Consider the following 16,377-nt stretch of genomic DNA (forward strand, 5'->3'; position numbering starts at 1 on the left):
GCGGCCGAGCCCGCCCTAACCCAGTCGAGCGCGGCCCTGCCCGCCGCGCCCCGGCCGGCAGCCGCGCCGGCCCGCCCACCGCGAGGCGCCGCGGAGGATCAGCTGGCCACGCGCACCGTGAGCACAGGGACGTTGCTCTTCCGGATCACCTGCTCGGCGACGCTCCCGAGGAAGAGGTGCGTGAGCCCCCGGCGGCCGTGCGTGCCCATGATGATCATCGCCGCCCCCTGCTCGTCGGCGGCGGCGAGGATCTCGGTCGCAGGGTCGCCCTCGCGCAGCGCCGTCGAGAGCCCCCCTGTCTGCGCCGAGAGCTGCTGGACCGCGCGCGACGCGGCGGCGCTCACCTCGGCGTGGAACCCGGGCATCAGCGCCGGCTCGAGCCCGGGGTACGTGTAGACCGGGAGCTGGTAGACGTGCAGCAGCACGACCCGGTGCCCGAGCCTCGCGCCGAGATCCTTCGCGAGCTCGATCGCCTTCATCGAGGCCGCCTCGAAGTCGACGGGCACCAGTATCACGTTCGCGCCTTCCTTCATCGCGCTCTCCTCGCACGCGGGACCGGGTGTCCCGTCGAACTTCGAACTTTGACCGACGCTGACCTCCGGGACGCTTTCGATGCCGGCGGAGGCGCGTCGCGCGCATCTTGGACCCAAAAATCGGCCACTCCCAGGAGAAACTGTTCCATGGAAGCCGCGCCGACGCCCTGGGCGGTACGCGGTACGCGGCGCGCGGGGGCGCTCGGGCCGATCCGCCCGGATCCCGGCGGGAAAACAGGCGTCGCGCGGGCGCGCAGCGGCGAGCGCGACGGCGCGGCAGCGCAGGAGCGCGGCCGCGATCACCTGGCGGGCTGCTGGGGCCGCGTGCGCGCGCCGTCGAGCGCGATGCCGCGATCGACATCGACGGCAGGGTCCGGCGCCGCGGGCGCAGGCTCGCCGCCGGGGCGGGCGCGCTGCGCCGCGGCGCGCTGGCTCTGCCGCGCGCGCACGAGCGCGCTCTGGTTCGCGCGCACGAGCGAGGACAGCAGCGAGCACTGCGCCCTCCGCCGCGCGACGTAGGCCGCGTCGCGCGCGAGCGTCGAGCGCGGGCGCTCGCGCTCCACGCGCTCGGCGATCGCGAGCGCCTCCTCCGCCTGCCTCAGCTCGGCGATCGCGAGCGGCGAGAGCGGGTTGTCCTGCGCCTGCACGACGGCGGCGCGCGCCGTCAGCAGCTCGGGCGGCGGCGCGGCCGCGCGCGTCGCGCAGCCCGCGAGCGCGAGCGCCATGGCGAGCGGGGCTCCGGCGCGCACGAGGGCCCTACTCCTTCCCCTCGGCGAGCGTGCTCGCCTCGTCCAGCGTGCGGCCCGCGGCGTCGCGCAGCCCCGCTTCCCTCACGAGGAGCGCCGCGAGCTCCGCGTCGACCTCGGCCCGCCGCAGCAGCCAGCGCGCGCCCTCCACGTCGCCCACCGAGATCCTCCGCCGCGCCCCCGCGAGCTCGCTCCTCGCGAGCGCGAGGTGCATGGCCGCGCGCCGGTCGGCGCTCGCGCCCTCCCGCTCGGCCGCGCGGATCGCCGCCCGGGAGCGGGCGAGCTCGGGCGGCGACGCCGGCGGCCGGAACGCGGCGCACCCGGCGAGCTCCAGACAGGCGATCACGAGCGCGGCTCTGGCGAGCATTTGCGTGGATTCCCGATCTCGCGGCGCCGGTGGCACCGTCGCTCCCGGCGGCGCGCCTGGGATCGCGCTGTGCATCGGGCAGGCCAGCCTGGCCGACGCGATCCGTGCGCGCGAGCTGCTCGCTGCCCGCGGACGAGCCGGGCTGACCTGGACCAAACCCCGAGCGCCGTGCTCCTCGCCGATGGCAGGGGCCCGGTCGTCCGCTGCTGGTCCGATGCTCGGTGCGATGCCTCTGCCGTTCAGCTCCACGAGCCGGGGAGCGATACGTGGTCGCTGGTGCCGTCCCTCGAGGAGGAGCCCGGAGTCTCCGGCGGCTGCGCCGCCGGAGCATCGCCAGCTTCTTGCTCTTCCGGGGCACGCGACCGCTGCGACGACCCCTCCTGTCGCCTCTGCCCATTGCGCAATGGATTGCGCTGTTGCGCATCCGATGACGGCGCCTGAGCCCCCCGCGTGTGACCTCTTGTCGCGAGCGACGCCCCGAGATCGGCAGGCCTCGTTGCAATGATCCACAAGGACCATCCGAGCGAGCCGGCAGCGATGGGATTGCGTCGATGCCCAGATGCGGGTGACCCGCCTGGGCCTCGAGTCGGCGGTCCCGAAGGACGGCAAGAAGGGGGGACGCCGCGCGCTTCGGGCCGAGGACGGCAGAAGAGATCCTCTCGCTGCAGCGCGCCACGCAGGGGCACAGACGCGGTATCTGCTGACCGCCGAGAAGAACGAGAGCCCCAGCGACGCGCTCGACGGGCTCGGCGGCTTCTACGCGGCCCACCTCGACGAGGCGCGCGCCGTGGCGGCCGAGCTGCGCTTCGTGTTCCTTGGCCAGCCGGAGATCGTGCGCGCTGCCCTACATCAGCGCTTCTGCTGAGCTTCCCTGGGTGGACCCCCGATGGTACGCTGCGGCCATGAGCGCGCTGCGAGCCAAAGTGCACGGCGGCCGGCTGATCCTCGACGAGCCGACGAGCTTTGCCGAGGGGACCGTGATCGATCTCGTGGTGGCCGACAACGACGATCTGGATGGAGAAGAGCGGGCTCGTCTCGACGAGGCGCTCGAGGTGTCGCTGGCGAGCGCGCGCGAAGGCACGATCGACGCGGACGAGTTTCTGGCGGAGATCGCGCGCCTCGAGCCGGCGCGCGGATGAAGCGAGCCCGCATCCGGCTCACCAAGGAGGCCGTCCGCCAGGCGAGGGAAGCGGCCGCATGGTGGATCGAGAACCGATCTGCCGCTCCTTCCCTGTTCCGCGAGGAGCTCGCGGCCCTGCTCAGCCTGCTCAGAATGGCGCCCAAGGCCGGAGCGCCGTACGCGCACCGGCGGATCAAAGGCGTTCGCCGCGCTCCGCTCCCGACGTCGCGTTACCTGGTCTACTACGTCGTTGACCGCGAGGGCGGAGAGGCACTTGTGCTGGCCGTCTGGAGCGCCCTGCGCGGGCGGCCACCGCAGCTCTCGCCGGAGTGAGCCGTATCGGGTGCACCCCACGCACGTCGGCGCGACGCTCGACGTCCGTTTTCTCCCGGCGCTCCGGCGCCGTAGCGCCCCGCTAGCCACGGTGGCGCACCTCCGCGTCAACGCGACGCTCCGAGCGCGAGAACGTTAGCCCCCCGGCGCCTCCGCCAGTCCCCCGCGAATAAACGCCCCACGCCGGCCGTCTTCCGTCCGCCGGCTTCTTTCTCCGCGCTCGCTGCTTCCGCTACTCTGGCAATCGCTGTGCCGCCCGTCGACCCCAACCTCCGCACCACGATCGTCCACGCGTTCGCCGTCACGGTGGCGGATCCGTCCAGCCTGGTGCGCACCACGTCGCGCGGCGGGAGCGACGACCCCGCGAGGAGCAGCAGCCGCGGGCCCTCGATCCTCCCCGAGGTCGGCCAGATCGTCGGCGGGCTCTACCGCCTGGGGCGCCTGCTTGGGCAGGGCATGTTCGGCAAGGTGTACGTCGCCCAGCGGATCGACGTCCCCGAGCACCAGGTCGCCCTCAAGCTCATGCCCCGCTCGCTGTACGCGATGCGGAACGTCGAGCGAGAGCTCGTCATGCTCGCGACCGTCGGGCACCCGCACGTCGTCCAGCTGAAGGACCACGGCATGAACGCCGACTACGTGTGGCTCACCATGCCGGTCTACGAGGGCGAGACCCTCGCCCAGCGCCTCGAGCGCAGCCCCCTCGCCATGCGCGAGGCGCACGACATCTTCCTCGCCGTCGCGCGCGGGCTCGAGGCGCTCCACGCCGCCGGGCTCCGGCACCAGGACGTCAAGCCCGACAACATCTTCCTCGCCAGGTTCGCCGGCCGCGTTCACCCCATCCTGCTCGACCTGGGCGTGGCCGCGGAGCGAGAGGCCTCCTTCTGCGCCGGCACCGCGCTCTATGCCTCGCCCGAGCAGCTCCGGGCGCTGAACGGGTTCCCCGGCGCCGTGCCGCTCTCCGAGAAGATGGACACGTACGGGCTCGCCACGACCCTGCTCTACTCGCTCGTGAACCCCAGGGACTTCCCGGGCGAGTCCGCGCAGAGCCGCACCGAGCTCGCCGAGTCGCACGACGTCCGCGCCGACAAGCCGCTCGCCGACAACGCGCTGCCAGACCTCACCGGGCGCCCGCGCGAGATGTTCCAGGCCGCGCTCAGGCGATGGCTCGCGATCGATCCGAACGAGCGCCCGACGATGACCCAGCTCGCCGAGGAGCTCGACGTGCTGCTCGAGCCGGAGCGCGAGGCGGAGCGCGAGGCGGAGCGGCTGCGGATCAAGCAGAAGACGTCCTACCTGCGCGCGCGGATCGCGGCCGGCGCGATGACCCTCGTGGGCTGCGCGGTCGTGCTGCTCGGCTTCTCGAAGCGCGAGACCCTGCGGCTCGCGAACGAGCTCGAGCAGGCCCGCCAGCGGGGCGCCGAGTCGTTCGACAAGCTCGACACCTGCGTCGCCAGCCACCAGATCGCCCAGTCCGAGGCGATCGCGTGCCGCGGCGCCCGCGAGCAGGATCGCGCGGATTTCAACGCGACGCTGGCCACCCTCCAGAAGAGCGGCTCCACGTCGGAGGCCGAGCACGCCCGCGAGATCCAGGTACTGCACGCGACCCAGGCGGCGCGCCTCAAGACCTGCGAGGACAGCGCAGCGGCCGCGCAGAAGGCGGCCATGGACGAGCGCGCGCGGCTCGCCGAGGTCGAGAAGGCGCGCGCCGCCGTCACCGCCGAGCGCGACGAGGCCAGGGCGCTCGCCGACCAGCGCTCCGCGGACCTCGCCAGCGCGGCGCAGGCGCGGGCCGCGTGCGACGCGGAGCGCGCCAGCTGTTTTGCAGAGCGCGATCGCCTGAAGGCCGACCCGTACGAGCCGGACGAGCCCGCCGCCCCGCCGCCCTCGCCGCCGGCGCACGCGCCGCCCGCCGCGAGCGGCGCGCCGCCGCAAGCGCCGCAAGCGCCGCAGGCGCCGCAACCGGCGAGCACGGGCGCCTCCCCCGCCGCAGGCGCTCCGGCGACGCCGGTGGCCCCGGCGGCCCCGGCGACGTCCACCGCGGCTCCTCCTTGATCGCCGTTGCTGGAAGCGCCGGGAGGCGGCGCACGTCGCTGCCGCCAGGCCACCTCTGCTTGTGGCGACCGCCCGGGGAGGCTATCCGTAGGTCCAGGGAAGGCGAGGGCCATGGGTGACATTTCTCGACGTGAAATGCTGCGTCGGCTGAGTGCGGCGGGCCTCGTCCTCGGGGGCGCGGGCGGGCTCGCGGCGGCCCGGTGGGACCGCGGCGGCAGCGCCGCCGCCGCCGCCGAGCGCCAGCAGACGCGGGACTACCGGCTCCGGGACGCTCCTGCCGACGTGCCGCAGCTCGTCGTCGCCCGCGCCGGCGCCGAGGCGCTCGCCGCGGGCGCCCCGGACCCGGCCGCCCTGGTCCGGAAGGCGGTCGACGCGCTCGGCGGGATGCGCCGCTTCATCTCGCGCGGCGACGTCGTGGTCGTGAAGCCGAACATCGGCTGGGATCGCACGCCGATCCACGCGGCCAACACGAACCCCAAGGTCGTGGCCGAGGTGGTGCGCCTCGCCTACGACGCCGGCGCCAAGACCGTCATCGTGACGGACGCCTCGTGCAACGAGCCGAACCGCTGCTTCCAGCGCTCCGGCATCTGGAAGGCCGCGTACGACGTCGGCGGGGAGGTCGTCATCCCCGCGGCGCACCGATTCCGCGGCATGCGCCTGAAGGGCGAGGTGCTCGACGACTGGCCCGTCTACACGCCGCTCGTCAACGCGGACAAGGTCATCAACGTCCCCATCGCGAAGCACCACAACCTGTCCAAGTACACCGGCGCGATGAAGAACTGGTACGGGGCGCTCGGCGGCCGGCGCAACCGCCTCCACCAGAACATCGACGTGTCGATCGCCGATCTCGCGACGTTCATCCAGCCCACGCTCACGATCGTGGACGCCGTCCGCGTCCTCATGCGCAACGGGCCGCAGGGCGGGAACGTCGCCGACGCGAAGGACATGCACACCGTGATCGCGACGACCGACCAGGTCGCCGCCGACGCGTACGGCTGCCAGCTCATCGGCCGCAAGCCGGAGGAGATCCCGTACCTGAAGATGGGCCACGACCGGGGCCTGGGCACGATGCACTGGCAGAACCTGCGGCTCGCCGAGGTGTAGTACTCATGGCAAACCTCGATCCGATGCCGGCCGCGCCGGCGCACCCTGAACCGGCGGCAGGAGCGGCCGTGGCGCCCGCGAAGGCGAGCGCGACGCCGCCCACCGCGCCGAGCGCGACGCCGCCCGCCGCATCCGCGAAGGAGGCCCCCGGGGGCGCGCTGTTGCGCACGTTGCGCAAGGCCGGCGCGATCGTCCGGCCCGCCCCGAAGCGCCGGCCCGGCTCGGGGCTGCCGGCGCGCAAGGTGATCCAGGTGCTCGTCTGGGTGCGCCGCGCCGTGCAGGCCGGCTGCCTCGGGCTGTTCCTCTACTTCCTGTTCCAGACGGGCTTCCGCGGCTCGTTCGCCTCCGCCGAGGCGCGCGTGCGCTTGCCGCTCCCCGTCGAGGGCTTCCTCCTCGCCGACCCGTTCGTCGGCGCGATGACCCTGCTCTCGACGCACACCGTCTACCGCGGCCTGCTCTGGTCGCTCGGGATCCTCGCGCTGACGCTCGTCTTCGGGCGCGTGTTCTGCGGCTGGATCTGCCCCTTCGGCACCCTCCACCATTTCTTCGGGTGGATCTTCCCGTCGCGCTACGGCAAGGGCGGCAAGCGCGTCGAGGCGAACAAGACGTATACGCGGCAGCGGGTGAAGTATTACCTGATGTACGCCTTCCTCGCGGCGAGCGCGACCGGCAGCGTGATCGGCGGGCTGTTCGATCCGATCTGCGTGGCGGTCCGGGCCATCGGCCTCGCCGTCATCCCGGCCGCGCAGTACGTCGCCGCCGTGGTGACCGGCTCCGCGGCCACGACCGGGAGCCGGCCGGTGCAGCTCGCCGCGGATCACGCGCAGGATTTCCTGGCCGCGAGCGTGTGGCAGACGAAGCAGTTCTACTTCCACCACACGTGGTTCGTCGGGATCCTGTTCGTCGCGATCCTCTTCATGAACCGGTTCATCCCGCGGTTCTGGTGCCGCGTGCTCTGCCCGCTCGGCGCGTTCCTCGGCGTGTTCGCGCGCTTCGCGCTCTTCGGGATGCAGAAGGATCACGCGAAGTGCACCGACTGCAACCTGTGCCTCGTGCACTGCCAGGGCGCCGACTCGCCCCAGGGCGGGGTGAAGTGGCGACAGGACGAGTGCCACATGTGCCTCAACTGCGAGAGCGCCTGCCCCGAGGACGTCATCAAGTTCCGCTTCCTGCCGAACCGGAAGAGCGCCCTCGTGACCCCCGACACGGGCCGCCGCACCGCCCTCGCGACCGCCGCCGCCGGCGCGGTGATCATCCCGACGGCGCGCATCGCCGACGTGCTCGACGCGAACTATGACCACCGCGTGATCCGGCCGCCGGGCTCGGTCGAGGAGCGCGAGTTCCTGGAGCGCTGCATCCGGTGCGCGGAGTGCATGAAGGTCTGCCCCAACAACGCGATCCACCCCGCGTTCTTCGAGGCGGGCATCGAGGGGCTCTGGACGCCGATCGTCATCCCGCGCATCGGGTACTGCGAGCACTCCTGCGTCCTCTGCGGCGACGTCTGCCCGACCGGAGCGATCCAGAAGATCACCGAGGAGCAGAAGATGGGCATCGGCCAGAAGCCGATCTCGATCGGCACCGCGTTCTACGATCAAGGGCGCTGCCTGCCGTGGTCGATGAGCGTGCCGTGCATCGTCTGCGAGGAGTTCTGCCCGACGTCGCCCAAGGCGATCTGGGTCGAGGAGGTCGACATCCCGAAGCGCGAGCCGGTGGCGGCCGAGCACGGCAAGGAGCCGCCGATGAAGATGGTCCACGTGCAGCGTCCGCACGTCGATCCGTCGCTGTGCATCGGCTGCGGCGCGTGCGAGAAGGTGTGTCCGGTGCAGGACAAGCCCGCGGTCTACGTGACCAGCGTCGGCGAGACCCGCTCGAAGACGAACGTCATCCTTCTCGAGGACACGGACTACAACAAGGCGTCTTGACCGCGCACGCCGGCTCCGCGCGGCGGGACCATGACAGGAGGCAGCTCGGGTGCGCACGCTTCGCTTCTACGGAACCTTCTCGCTCGCCGCGCAGCTGGCGCTCGCGGCGCTCGCCGGCTGCGGCGAGCGGTTCACGGCGGCCGGCGCGAGCGCCACGTCCACGTCATCGAGCGGCGGCGAGGGCGGCGCCGGCGGCGACGGGGGCGGGGGCAGCGGGGGAGGCGGGGGCTCGGCCACGTCGTCCGCCGCGTCGGGCGGGGGCGGCGAGGGCGGCTGCGGCGCGTGCAAGGACGGGGAGTTCTGCACGGCCAGCGAGACGTGCGTCGCCTGCGCGGCCCGCGGCCGCGTGCTGTCGTTCGGCGCGCTCTCGGAGGTCGAGGTGGCGGGGGCGATGCCCGCGTTCCCGCGCGTGCGCGCGGAGACCGGAGAGGGCGGGGCGACGCTCCGGCTCGTCTACACGGCGAAGTTCGGATCGGACGACACGAAGATCGCCACGGCCACCGGGCGGCCCTGGACGGCCGGCGAGGTCGTCTCCAGCTTCCTCATCGACGCCGAAGGCCAGGAGTCGGGCCCGCTCCTCCTGCCCCTGGATGCGCCCTCACCGCATGACGGCTTCCGTGCGGGCTCGCTGCTCTTCGACCGCCTCCCCCCCGCGCCGGGCAGCCTCCCGCTGCTGCACGTCGCGGATGGGCTGGACGCGACCCAGGCGGACACGCTCTCCGCGCTCAACCCGGACGGGGGGAGCCGCTCGGTGGCGGTCGCCCATGGGCAGCGGCCCTCCTACCGGTACTGGTTCATGGACACGCACCAGGACGGCGGCGGGAACACGAGCCGGCTCGTCACGAAGCGCGCAGAGGACGCGGAGGCGCAGGTGCTCGACATCCACCTGCCAGGCGACTGCCCGGCGCAGGGAGACGACCTCGCCCCGTGGGCGACGCCCGACGGCCGCCTGCTCTTCTTCCAGGCGCCCTACAGCGCGCGCGGCGAGTGCGCGGAGGCGTCGGTGCTGCGGAGCTTCTACGTGGCGCTCGGGGACGACGGGCTGCCCGTGGACGATCAGCCGGCGAGGATGCTGCTGCCCAACCTGGACCCGAGCGTCGCCGTCATGACGCCGTCGCTGTCCCCGGACGAGTGCACGCTCTACCTGGCGTCCGACAAGGACGGGCAGCAGAAGCTCTACGCCGCCTCTCGGCGGTAGGCGGCGCGGCGAGCAGGCCCACCTCGGGCCTGCAGCCGCGCGGGTAGGCAGGGGCTCACTGCGCGCGGAAGCCCTCGGCGGGGCGGAGGCGCGCGGCGTAGAGGCTGGGGACGATCGTGGCGGCGAGGCAGATGAGGATGGCGATGCAGCCCGTGATGAGGAACTCCTGCGGGCGCGCCTGGACGGGGAGGCGGGAGATGAAATACACCTTCGGGTCGAGAGGGAAGCCGTACACCAGGAGCCCCTTGCACACCGCCACGCCGAGCAAGAGGCCCAGCGTGGTGCCCGCGACGCCGATGATCCCGCCCTGGTAGAGGAAGATGCGCAGGACGGCGCCGTCCGTCGCGCCCATCGCCTTGAGGACCGCGATCTCCTTCTTCTTGTCGAGCACCACCATGATCAGCGTCGCGATCACCGTGAACGCGGCGACCACGATGATGAGCGCCAGCACCGCGCTCATGCCGATCTGCTGGATGCGCAGCGCCGTGAAGAGCCCGTGGTTCAGCTCCTCCCAGTCCATCGTGTAATAGAGCCCGCTGCCGAGGAGCTTGCTGATCTCGCGCGCGATGCCGCTCGCGTTGTCGATGTCGTCGACCTTCATCTCGACGCCGGTCACCGTGTCGCCCTGGTCGTAGAACGCCTGCGTCTCGTAGAGATCGGCGTACGCCAGCTTGGTGTCGTACTGCTCGAAGCCGGCCTCGAAGATCGCGATGACCCGGAATCGCTTGGCGACGGGCGGCTTGATGGCGCCGTTCGCGAACGAGAAGCCGATCGTGGGCGAGGTGACAGTGACGCACTGGCCTAGGTCGAGCGACAGGTTCTTCGCCAGCGCGGCGCCGATCACGATGCCCGGCATCCTGGCGATCTGCTCCTTGTCGGCGCAGGGGTCCGGATCGACCTCCGGCGGCAGCTCGTCGTCGTCCGGGAGAACGCTGCCATAGCCGCCCTGCGGCTCGATCGCGCCCCGCGGGGCGCCCTCGGCGATCGCGACCTCCGCCTCGTCGGCCCCGGCGTCCGGCGCGCCTTCCGCCTCGGCCGCGCGCGACGCCGGAGGCGCGAGCGCGGCGTCGCGCGCGGCCGCGGCGCGCTCGTCCTCGAGGATCCGGGCCTCGTAGGCCTTCAGCAGATCGATCTCGGCGCCCGCGTCCGGCGCGAGCGCGCCCCGCGCGCCGGCGTCCGGCTCCAGGAGGGGGACCTCGGGCAACGACGGCACGGCGCGCTCGGCGGGCTTCGAGCCAGGGCGCCGCAGCCCGGCGAGATCGCCGCCCGGGAGGATGTGACGGGGCAGGTCGAGCACGGCCGTGGAGGCGCCCTCGGCCCCCACGCCGAGGCTCCTGGCCGGGTCGACCCCCTTGACCAGGACGCCGGTCGCCGTCGCGTCGCCGTGCGTCAGCATCATGGGGTTGATGCTGAACGGCGCGACGCCGACGACGCCGGGAACCTTGGAGACCTGCTCCATGATCGAGCGGTACTCACGGAAGTCCGTCGAGTACTTGATCACCAGGACGTGCGCGTTGACGCCCAGGACCTTCTCGCGGAACTCCGCCTGAAAGCCCCCGGTCACGCTCATCACGGTCGCGAGCGCCGCGACCCCGAGCGCGACCCCGAGGATCGCGAACGTGGTGCCGACCGAGATGAACGCCCGCTTCTTGGAGCCGAGATATCGCAGCGCGACCTCGATAGGGTAGCTCATCGCGGTGCCCTCCTAGCAGAACGCGGCGCGCGCGGCACGCTGGGCCGCCATCGTCGGCGGCGGGCCGACACGCCATCGACGCACGCACGCGCGCTCGCCGCGCCCTTTCGCGCGCGAGGTCCGCATGATCTCGCTTCCCGGACCGAACGCCTGCTAGAATCCAACCCTGTCGCAGCTGCCGGCATGTGGCGTGCACTTCTGCCCGCGAGCCTTTCATGAGCGCCACCAAAAACGAGCACCACACCGCGCGCAGCAGGGTCTTCAACGCCGAGGAAGGCGCGCTCGAGGAGCCGCCCCCGTCGCGCCCCAAGAGCGCGGCGGGCGGTCCCCGCTCGTCCGGTGTCGCGGCCGCGTTCGCGCCGTCCTCCATGGAGCCGAGCGGCGCCGACGACGACGTGCCGGTGGAGGTCGAGCTCCGCCCTTCGTCGAGGCCCTCCAGGGCAGGGTGGGTCGAGGGGCCCGCGAGCGAGGTGCCGCCGAGCTTCCGGGCGCCGCCGCCGCTGCGCCAGATGGCCCCGCGGTTCGGGCGGCAGAGCGAGCCCGACAATGACGAGATCGGCGGGCGAACGAGCCCGGTGCCGATCAGCGAAGGGGAGCCCTCCCTGGAGATCCCGCCGCCGGACGAGGTCGAGCCGCGCGAGCGGCGGCCGCCGGGCGCCAAGGACCCTTACATCGGGACGACCTTCGATCACCGGTACAAGATCGAGCGGCTGCTCGGCGAGGGCGGGATGGGGTTCGTCTACCTCGCCCGCCACAAGGTGATCGACAAGCGCGTCGCCGTGAAGGTGCTCCGCGCGGAGCTCGCCAGGGACCGCGAGATCTTCGAGCGCTTCGTGCAGGAGGCCCGCTCCGCGTCGAGCATCGGCAACCCGCACATCGTGGACATCTCCGATTTCGGCGACCTGCCGGACGGCTCCACGTACTTCGTCATGGAGTACCTGGAAGGCGTGAGCCTGGCGCAGCTCATCGACTCGCCGAACGAGCTGCCGATGGAGCGCATCTGTCACATCGCGCTGCAGCTGTCCGCGGGGCTCGCCGCCGCGCACGACGCCGGCATCATCCACCGCGATCTCAAGCCGGACAACGTCTTCGTCGTCCCCCGCGGCAGCGATCCGAACTTCGTGAAGATCCTCGACTTCGGGATCGCGAAGGTGTCGACGAGCACGACGACCAAGCTGACGCGCGCAGGCGCGGTGTTCGGGACGCCGCACTACATGTCTCCGGAGCAGGCCGCGGGGGCGCCCATCGATCACCGGACCGACATCTACTCGCTCGGCGTGATGCTCTACGAGCTCGTGAGCCGCCAGCTCCCGTTCAACGCCGACAACTTCATGGGGATCCTGACGCAGCACATGTACAAGGCGCCGGTCCCCATCCGCGCGCTCGTCGGCGGCCCGGACTGCCCGCCCGGGCTCGAGGCGGTGATCCTGAAGTGCCTCTCCAAGAAGCCGGAGTCGCGCTACCAGACCATGGGCGATCTCCACGCCGACCTCGAGCAAGTGAAGTGCGGGGGCGTGCCGGGCGCGGTCGCGGAGATGATGGCGCGCTCGGGCGGCTTCAACGTGCCGCACGATTACTTCAAGACCTCGAAGGTGATCGTCCCAGCGACGCCGCCGTCGCCCCCGCGCTCGCCTTGGCCCCGCTACGTGTGGGTCGCCGGGGCGGCGGCCGCGGTGGGGATCGTGACGGCGATCTTCGTCATCGGCGCGAGCGGGTCGGCCAGGGACAACGCCCAGAAGGCGCAGAAGCCGCCGGTCGAGGCGCCCGCCAGGCCGGCGCCCCCCGAGCCGCCGCCGGTCCAGAAGGCGGTGGTGGCGCTGGCCGCGGTGCCGGAGACGGCGGTCGGCTACCGCAACGGCGTGGAGCTGAAGCTGCCGGCGAGCATCGACGTGGAGCGGGGGCAGACGGTCACGATCGACATCCGGGCCGAGGGGTACCAGCCCAGCACGGTGGTGCTCGACGGCACCGAGCCGAGCAAGCTCGTGAAGCTCGAGGCCGACGAGAAGAGCGGTCCGAAGGTGAGGCCCGGAACGGGACGGCCGCCGGCGGTGCCGACGACCCGGACCCCCAAGAACCCGGATGTCCGGGACCCCTGGGCTCACCCGAAGAAGTGAGCGTGCGCGCGGCGGGGGCCCTGCTCGCCGTGCCCCGTGATAAGCCGCAGGGGTGACCCGGATCGATCACCTCATCGAGGCCGTCCCCGAGGACGTGCTCGGCATCTGTCGCCGCCTCCGCGAGCGCGGCAAGCGCGGCTGGATCGTGGGCGGCTGCGTGCGCGACCTGCTCCGCGGGCAGGACGCCAAGGACTGGGACGTCGCGACCGACGCGCGGCCGGAGGAGGTCGTGGCCGCGTTCCGGAAGGTGATCCCGACCGGGATCCAGCACGGGACGGTGACCGTCCTCGTGCGCGGCGTGCCGTACGAGGTCACGACCCTGCGCGGCGACGGGACCTACAGCGACGGCAGGCGGCCGGACCGGGTCGAGTTCGTGGACGACATCACCGCCGATCTCGCGCGGCGGGACTTCACCATGAACGCCATCGCGATCGATCCGGTGGACGGGCACCTCATCGATCCGTTCGGCGGGCGGAGCGATCTCGAGGCGAAGGTCATCCGCGCGGTCGGGGATCCGGGCGAGCGGTTCGCCGAGGACGGGCTGCGGGTTCTGCGCGCGGCGCGCTTCGCCGCGACGCTGGAGGGCACGCTGGACCCAGAGACCGAGCGCGCGATGGGCACCGCGCGGTCGCACCAGACGTTCCGCTGCGTGAGCGCGGAGCGGGTGCGCGACGAGTGGCTGAAGGCGATGCGCGCGCGCCGCCCGAGCGTGGCGTTCGAGATCATGCGCCGGACGGAGCTGCTGGCCATCACCTGCCCGGAGATGATCGAGTCGGTCGGGTGCGAGCAGAACCGATGGCACGCCTACGACGTGTGGGGGCACGCGATGGCCTGCCTCGACGCGTGCAAGCCCGAGCCGATCCTCCGCGTCGCGGCGCTGATGCACGACATCGGGAAGCCGAGGACGCGCGAGTTCTCCGACAAGACGAAGGACTACACGTTCTACGAGCACGAGCGGGTCGGGGCCGAGATGGCCGACCCGATCCTCACGCGGCTCCGCTTCTCGAACGACGAGCGCGCGCGGATCGTGGCCCTCATCCGACACCACCTGATCTGCTACGACGACACCTGGACGGACGCGGCGGTGCGCCGCTGGCTCCGCCGCGTGACCCCGGCGCTGGCGCCGGATCTCTATGAGATCGGCTTCGCCGACGCGCTCGGCAAGGGGCGCGAGGCGACCGAGGACATCGCCACGATCGGGCGGCTCCGGGAGCGCGTGGACGCGCTGCTCGCCGCGGGCGCGGCGCTCTCCGCCAAGGATCTCGCCGTGAACGGCAATCGATTGATGAAGGAGCTCGGCATTCCGCCGAGCCGGCTCGTCGGCGAGCTCCTGGAGCGCCTCGTCGAGCTCGTCACCGAAGAGCCCGAGGCGAACACGCCCGAGCGCCTGCTCGCGGCGGCGCGCGAGCTCGTCGCATCGAAGAGCGCAGTCTAGCCCTTCCCCGCCGCAAAGTTGCGACTCGCATCGCCGAGCGGCCGAGGAGAGCCGTCAGGATGGCTGTGCGCCGCGCTCGCTGCGTGTACCCGAGGGTGGTCTCGCCGCGCTGCCCCGGGGCCGCTTCGTCGCGCGGCGCTCCGGTTCACCCGCCATCGGCCATGTCCTCGCTCCTTTGGTGAGCCTGTCCCAGAGGGCGAGTCGAACGGTCGTGGACAAGGTACCTGGACCGACAACGGTGGTCGGTTGTCTACCTCATGTCGGTCTGGATTATTTCATGCCGATCGCGTTCACTGGGACGTGAGTCTGGTAACATCCGTCGCTGCGCATTGTCGCGTTCCCCAATTTGGAGGTCATTTTGAAGCTCTCGACGAAGACGCTTGTTGGGCTGGTTGGTCTGGGTTTGCTTGCGGCGGCGGCAGCCATCGGTGGCTGCTCCGGCGGGGGTGGTGAGGCGAACCCCGGCAACAGCGGCTCTGGAAGCGGCAGCGGCGGCAGCGGCAGCAGCGGCGAGACGTCCGGGAGCGGGCTGGGGGACGGCGGTGAGTTCGATGTCGACGCAGGGCCCGGGGACAAGGACGCGGCGCTCAACGGCGATACGGCGTGCGTCGCGACCCGATTGCAGGCCGATTACCAGCAGCGCCCGGCCGACATCATCTTCATCATCGACAACTCGGAGAGCATGAAGGACGAGATCAACAGCGTCCAGCGGAACATCAACCAGAACTTCGCCTCGATCATCGCGGCGAGCAAGATCGATTTCCGCGTCATCATGCTATCGAGGCACGGCAGCTCGGACCTGGAGCAGTCGGTCTGCATCGAGGCGCCGCTCGGCAGCGGGAGCTGCTCGCCGGTCCCGTCGATCCCGAACACCAATCCGCCGCACTTCTACCAGTACAACCTGGATATCAGCAGCATCGACTCGCTCTGCATGGCGATCGACACGCTGAAGGGCGCGATCCAGCCCAGGGGAGAGACCACGTCACCCGGGTGGTCGCAGTGGCTGCGGGAGGACTCGCTCAAGGTGTTCGTCGAGATCACCGATGACGGCGTCGACTGCACGACGAAGTCGCTCGGCGCGAGCAAGACGGCCGTCGACGAGGGGGCTGACATCAAACTTTACGATCTCGACGACGATCTGCCCGAGAACGAGAACGTCGCCGGCGGCACCCTCTCGGCAGAGACCTTCGACGCGGCCCTCATGGCGGTCGCGCCGGAGTTCTTCGGCTCGAAGGACGCGCGCAACTACAAGTTCTTCAGCTTCGTGGGCATCAAGGAGAACGACCCAATCACCGCCCCCTGGCCGCCGGAGGCGCCAGCCACCTGGGAGCAGTGCAGGCCAGACTCGGTCGATCCCGGGACGACCTATCAGGTCCTCAGCGTCATGACCGGCGGGCTGAGATACCCGATCCAGCAGCACGCCACGTATGATGCGGTGTTCCAGGCCATCGCAGACAGCGTGATCTCGGGCGCCAAGCTGTCGTGCGAGATCGCGGTGCCCACGGCGCCGGACGGGCACTCGATCGACCTGAAGACGGTGCAGATCGAGTTCACGCCGAGCGACGGCGGGCAGAAGAAGACCTTCTCCCAGGTGAAGAGCCTCGAGGAGTGCGCCGGGGCGACCTCGTCCTTCTACATCGAGGAGGGGCAGATCAAGCTGTGCGAGGACACGTGCGCCATGGCGGCGCAGGACAACACCGCGGGCATGGAGCTGCTCTACGGCTGTTCGGTCAACCCGAACTGAGCGAGGAGGCGCTCCC

The 16,377-nt window shown here is 71.7% G+C and carries 14 protein-coding genes; 10 read left to right on the top strand and 4 right to left on the bottom strand.

Annotated elements, in window-relative coordinates; genetic code table 11:
- Window positions 1-98: 98 nt before the first annotated feature.
- The 3 genes from WMF45_RS06325 to WMF45_RS06335 form a co-directional block, all read right to left on the bottom strand.
- On the bottom strand, window positions 99-533 hold the full coding sequence (locus tag WMF45_RS06325) for a universal stress protein (RefSeq protein ID WP_437716045.1): 435 nt from the start codon (window positions 531-533) through the stop codon (window positions 99-101).
- 299 nt (window positions 534-832) lie between these two features.
- Window positions 833-1,282: a hypothetical protein gene (locus WMF45_RS06330; protein ID WP_437716046.1), complete on the bottom strand. Its 450-nt coding sequence runs from the start codon at window positions 1,280-1,282 to the stop codon at window positions 833-835.
- 7 nt (window positions 1,283-1,289) lie between these two features.
- Window positions 1,290-1,646 carry a DUF4398 domain-containing protein gene (locus WMF45_RS06335; protein ID WP_437716047.1) on the bottom strand — a complete coding sequence of 119 codons (357 nt, stop codon included), beginning with the start codon at window positions 1,644-1,646 and terminating at the stop codon, window positions 1,290-1,292.
- A gap of 559 nt (window positions 1,647-2,205) precedes the next feature.
- Here WMF45_RS06335 and WMF45_RS06340 point away from each other — a divergent pair.
- The 7 genes from WMF45_RS06340 (at window position 2,206) to WMF45_RS06370 (ending at window position 9,375) form a co-directional block, all read left to right on the top strand.
- A complete protein-coding gene (locus WMF45_RS06340; protein WP_437716048.1) occupies window positions 2,206-2,511 on the top strand; it encodes a hypothetical protein in 306 nt (101 codons plus the stop codon).
- A 37-nt stretch (window positions 2,512-2,548) separates the two neighbouring features.
- A complete protein-coding gene (locus tag WMF45_RS06345) occupies window positions 2,549-2,785 on the top strand; it encodes a hypothetical protein (RefSeq protein ID WP_437716049.1) in 237 nt (78 codons plus the stop codon).
- Window positions 2,782-3,099, top strand: a complete 318-nt coding sequence (locus WMF45_RS06350) for a type II toxin-antitoxin system RelE/ParE family toxin (RefSeq protein WP_437716050.1) — start codon at window positions 2,782-2,784, stop codon at window positions 3,097-3,099. The genes WMF45_RS06345 and WMF45_RS06350 overlap by 4 nt, the downstream gene beginning before the upstream one ends.
- A 249-nt stretch (window positions 3,100-3,348) precedes the next feature.
- Window positions 3,349-5,151: a serine/threonine-protein kinase gene (locus WMF45_RS06355; RefSeq protein ID WP_437716051.1), complete on the top strand. Its 1,803-nt coding sequence runs from the start codon at window positions 3,349-3,351 to the stop codon at window positions 5,149-5,151.
- 111 nt (window positions 5,152-5,262) lie between these two features.
- A complete protein-coding gene (locus WMF45_RS06360) occupies window positions 5,263-6,255 on the top strand; it encodes a DUF362 domain-containing protein (RefSeq protein WP_437716052.1) in 993 nt (330 codons plus the stop codon).
- A gap of 5 nt (window positions 6,256-6,260) precedes the next feature.
- Window positions 6,261-8,177: a 4Fe-4S binding protein gene (locus WMF45_RS06365; protein ID WP_437716053.1), complete on the top strand. Its 1,917-nt coding sequence runs from the start codon at window positions 6,261-6,263 to the stop codon at window positions 8,175-8,177.
- Between the two features lie 49 nt (window positions 8,178-8,226).
- Complete coding sequence (locus tag WMF45_RS06370; RefSeq protein WP_437716054.1) at window positions 8,227-9,375, top strand: hypothetical protein; 1,149 nt, start codon at window positions 8,227-8,229, stop codon at window positions 9,373-9,375.
- Between the two features lie 55 nt (window positions 9,376-9,430).
- Here WMF45_RS06370 and WMF45_RS06375 read toward each other — a convergent pair whose 3' ends face one another.
- Window positions 9,431-11,068 (bottom strand): ABC transporter permease, encoded by a 1,638-nt coding sequence (locus WMF45_RS06375; protein WP_437716055.1) that lies wholly within the window; start codon window positions 11,066-11,068, stop codon window positions 9,431-9,433.
- Between the two features lie 215 nt (window positions 11,069-11,283).
- Between WMF45_RS06375 and WMF45_RS06380 the strand changes: the two genes are divergently transcribed.
- The 3 genes from WMF45_RS06380 (at window position 11,284) to WMF45_RS06390 (ending at window position 16,361) form a co-directional block, all read left to right on the top strand.
- On the top strand, window positions 11,284-13,182 hold the full coding sequence (locus WMF45_RS06380) for a protein kinase domain-containing protein (RefSeq protein ID WP_437716056.1): 1,899 nt from the start codon (window positions 11,284-11,286) through the stop codon (window positions 13,180-13,182).
- Window positions 13,183-13,234: 52 nt separating this feature from the next.
- Window positions 13,235-14,617 (top strand): CCA tRNA nucleotidyltransferase, encoded by a 1,383-nt coding sequence (locus WMF45_RS06385; RefSeq protein WP_437550139.1) that lies wholly within the window; start codon window positions 13,235-13,237, stop codon window positions 14,615-14,617.
- Between the two features lie 358 nt (window positions 14,618-14,975).
- Complete coding sequence (locus tag WMF45_RS06390; RefSeq protein ID WP_437716057.1) at window positions 14,976-16,361, top strand: hypothetical protein; 1,386 nt, start codon at window positions 14,976-14,978, stop codon at window positions 16,359-16,361.
- Window positions 16,362-16,377: the final 16 nt, after the last annotated feature.

It is taken from the genome of Sorangium sp. So ce448 (assembly GCF_051520915.1).
GTDB lineage: Bacteria > Myxococcota_A > Polyangia > Polyangiales > Polyangiaceae > Sorangium > Sorangium cellulosum_B.